This window comes from Edaphobacter sp. FHG110511_03, assembly GCF_059115365.1.
In genome coordinates this window covers 1-3,110 of sequence record NZ_JBZYWL010000034.1, presented here as the reverse complement: position 1 = coordinate 3,110, position 3,110 = coordinate 1, and the positions used below count along the sequence as shown (strand labels likewise).

At 52.7% G+C, this 3,110-nt stretch carries 4 protein-coding genes; 3 read left to right on the top strand and 1 reads right to left on the bottom strand.

What is annotated here, in order from left to right:
• The first annotated feature begins 39 nt into the window (after positions 1-39).
• The 3 genes from AC5S26_RS29780 to AC5S26_RS29770 all read left to right on the top strand — a co-directional run bounded on the left by AC5S26_RS29780 (position 40) and on the right by AC5S26_RS29770 (position 2,334).
• Positions 40-669: a TylF/MycF/NovP-related O-methyltransferase gene (locus AC5S26_RS29780; RefSeq protein ID WP_494188574.1), complete on the top strand. Its 630-nt coding sequence runs from the start codon at positions 40-42 to the stop codon at positions 667-669.
• Between the two features lie 159 nt (positions 670-828).
• The gene (locus tag AC5S26_RS29775) at positions 829-2,067 is read left to right on the top strand and encodes an acyltransferase family protein (RefSeq protein ID WP_494188573.1); all 1,239 of its coding nucleotides are present in this window, start codon (positions 829-831) and stop codon (positions 2,065-2,067) included.
• 66 nt (positions 2,068-2,133) lie between these two features.
• Positions 2,134-2,334 carry a cold-shock protein gene (locus AC5S26_RS29770; protein ID WP_494188572.1) on the top strand — a complete coding sequence of 67 codons (201 nt, stop codon included), beginning with the start codon at positions 2,134-2,136 and terminating at the stop codon, positions 2,332-2,334.
• A 147-nt stretch (positions 2,335-2,481) separates the two neighbouring features.
• Here the strand turns inward: AC5S26_RS29770 and AC5S26_RS29765 are convergent, their stop codons facing one another.
• Positions 2,482-2,628 carry a hypothetical protein gene (locus tag AC5S26_RS29765; protein ID WP_494188571.1) on the bottom strand — a complete coding sequence of 49 codons (147 nt, stop codon included), beginning with the start codon at positions 2,626-2,628 and terminating at the stop codon, positions 2,482-2,484.
• Between the last annotated feature and the right edge of the window lie 482 nt (positions 2,629-3,110).

Sequence of the window (3,110 nt, the reverse complement as noted above, 5' to 3'; positions counted from 1 at the left end):
CCTCGGCATGTTCGCAGGCAGGACTTGGCACGTTTTCTCGTGCGTTACGAGATTTTTAAACTGAACCTGGGAGTACACGGAAGCGTTGTCGAGTGTGGAGTCTTCGCAGGCGGTGGCTTGATGACGTGGGCGCAATGTTCGTCAATCCTTGAGCCTTACAATCACACCAGACGTGTGATTGGCTTCGACACCTTTGCTGGACTTCCAACGATCCACGAAAAGGACACCTCCTCAGGAACTTCGGAGCACCTTCACGAAGGAGCGTTCGATACCTCTACAAAGATAGTTGAAGAATTGAACCACCTCGCTTCGATCCACGATAGAAATCGCCCGCTCGGCCACATCCCGAAGGTCAACCTTGTTCAGGGGGATAGCTGCCACACCATACCCCAATATCTGGAGTTGAATCCTCATCTTTTGATCAGCCTTCTTTACCTGGATTTTGACCTATACGAGCCAACGAAGACAGCTCTTCAACATTTCTTGCCCAGGGTGGTACGAGGCGGGGTGGTTGCCTTCGACGAGCTAAATTCTGGCCATTTCCCCGGAGAGACGGTGGCATTTATTGAACCAGCCGGCATCACCCTGGGTCCGCTTCGCCGTTTTGCCTATGATCCTAATATTTCTTATGCCGTTTTGCCTCTGATGCTTGTATCTCTTATTTTGTGAAAACAGCGGAACATCAGCTGACGAAGACTGGTTCTTTATTGTTTTATTGTCCGAGCGCGTGACTTGCAAAATTGAAGGAAATCAGTCAGTAGGTCGCCCCCCAACTACCACAGTGCGTTCGTTATATTTTCCAAATGAGATTGAACCGTGGAGTTCCGGATGGCATACATATCGCCTTCGTTCGTATTTCCATTCAAGAAGCGCCGAGAAGCTATGGTCGGCGCGGACGAACGACAAGACGCCAAAGGGTACCTCCCCACACTCGATGGTTGGCGCGGTCTCTCCGTCATGGCCGTAATCCTGTATCACGGCCGATCCGGGTTCTTCCCCGATGACTCTCTGATGAGACGGCTTTCCGCGCATGGTTACTTGGGGGTCGATGTCTTCTTCGCCATCAGCGGCTTCCTGATCTGCACCTCGTTGCTCAAGGAATATCACCGCAAACGCGATATCAGCCTACGGGCGTTTTACTTACGCCGATGTTTCCGCATACTGCCTGCTTACTATCTGGCCCTGACCGGAATTTGCACATTGGGCGCCCTCAAACTCATACCCGTAAACTTCGCCGACCTGCCCAGCTGCCTGTTGTTCTACCGCAACTACAGACCGCTGGGAATGGACTTCCAGGGCGGGTTCTATACGGCGCACTTCTGGTCCCTTGCACTTGAGGAACACTTCTACCTTCTCTGGCCCACACTCTTGCTCTTGTCAAAACCAAGGCGAATCGGCCCAATCGCTTTTATCCTGGCGATGGTGGTCTTCGGCTGGCGGTTGGTTGATGGGCACTACCATCTCGTTGCTGCCTTGCTTTCGCAGCATCTTCAAATAACACAGACCGACAAGCGCATCGACGCACTCCTGTGGGGATGCCTGGCTGCGATTTACTTTCCAGTCATCAAGAGCTACGTCGATCGAATTCGTTTCTCGGAACTGTGGATTCTCATCGCGGCGGTCATCGCTGCAGTCATCAAACTCCGCGCCTCAGACTCCATCTTTTTCACTGCTGTTTTTTTTCCTCTGCTTCTGCTCTCTACGGTTCTCAAGCCTGAGAGCATCCTCGGCAGGCTTCTCGAATCGCCCCCACTCCGCTGGCTTGGAGGTATCTCCTACAGCATCTACCTGTGGCAGGAGTTGTTTTTGCCTCAAATTCCCAGTGAAAACGCCCGCGGAGTGTTGGGTAGACTGCAACATTTTCCATGGAACGTGATCGCCATCCTGGCGTGCGCATGCTTGAGCCGCTATCTGCTGGAGCTTCCGATGATCCGCCTGGGCCATCGCCTGACAAATCGGAGTACCTTCAGATCACATGAATCAACTCACCTGAACCAGCATCTGCCTCCAAGCCCGCCCTCACCACCACATGAAGTTCAAAATCTTCTTCGCGGATCGTTGCCGTAAATGGTTGATCACTCGGCGAACCGATGCAACCGTTTGCGATCGAAGCTATGAAGAAGAAGTAACAACATGGAACAAGGAACACTGAAGTGGTTTAACGATGCCAAGGGGTTTGGCTTTATCAGCCGGCAGAACGGCGAGGATGTTTTCGCACACTACTCAGCGATCACTTCGAGCGGTTTCAAGAGCCTCCAAGAGGGTCAAGCGGTGCAGTTCAACGTCGTCAAAGGCCCGAAGGGCTGGCAGGCTGCCGATATCCAGCCTCTCTAAATGTAGAAATGGCACAACGAAGAGGGACGGCCGGAGCCGTCCCTCTTTCATGCTTTATCGGTTAGCGTTTGCGCCTCAACGTCAGATCCCAATCTTCTCCACTTCATTCGAGTTGATTCTTGGTGCCGGACATCAACGCGGCACAGGCTACGAGGGTATTCGCTTCTTCACCTCAGACCCTGGGGCGGCGGTCTTCTTGTCCTTATCGGCAGTCTTCAGGCGATCAAGCAAAATCTTCTCGTTTGAAGGGTCTACCCCCTCTTCGACGGGTCGTGCCGGCTGATTCTTATTCATGGCGTCCACCTCTGCTGGTTTGATGCTAGGCCTACGATTATGGCGGTCAATTACCGAATTTGGCTCGCTCAGAAGCTTCTATTTCCTAGATGACGCTCGGCGGCGGACGCTTTACACGCCTCTCAAATCCTATGGCGTTCCGCTAGAGTTGATGCGTCCTGTCCGTTCCTGGTATTCCAACGTGTCGATGAGAAAGTCTGTCAGAATCGCGTCTTACTTGGCTGACTTTGCAAGCCAGCCTGTCATCAGCTCTTCCACCAGCTCAGACATGTCTCGTGGATCGTCCGTTGTTTTCAGACGATACTCGCACTCTGCGAGCGTTTTCTTGCGCAGGCAGGTAGAGGGTCGAGGGACGAAAATGCGGGTCTTTGCTCTTGGCGAGCGTGGCCTTCGCGGGCACAACAGTCTTAGCTTGCGTGCTCTCAGAAAACAGGCTTTCGTCGGATGGTCATATTTCATTTCCTTTCTGAAAGTGTAAACGG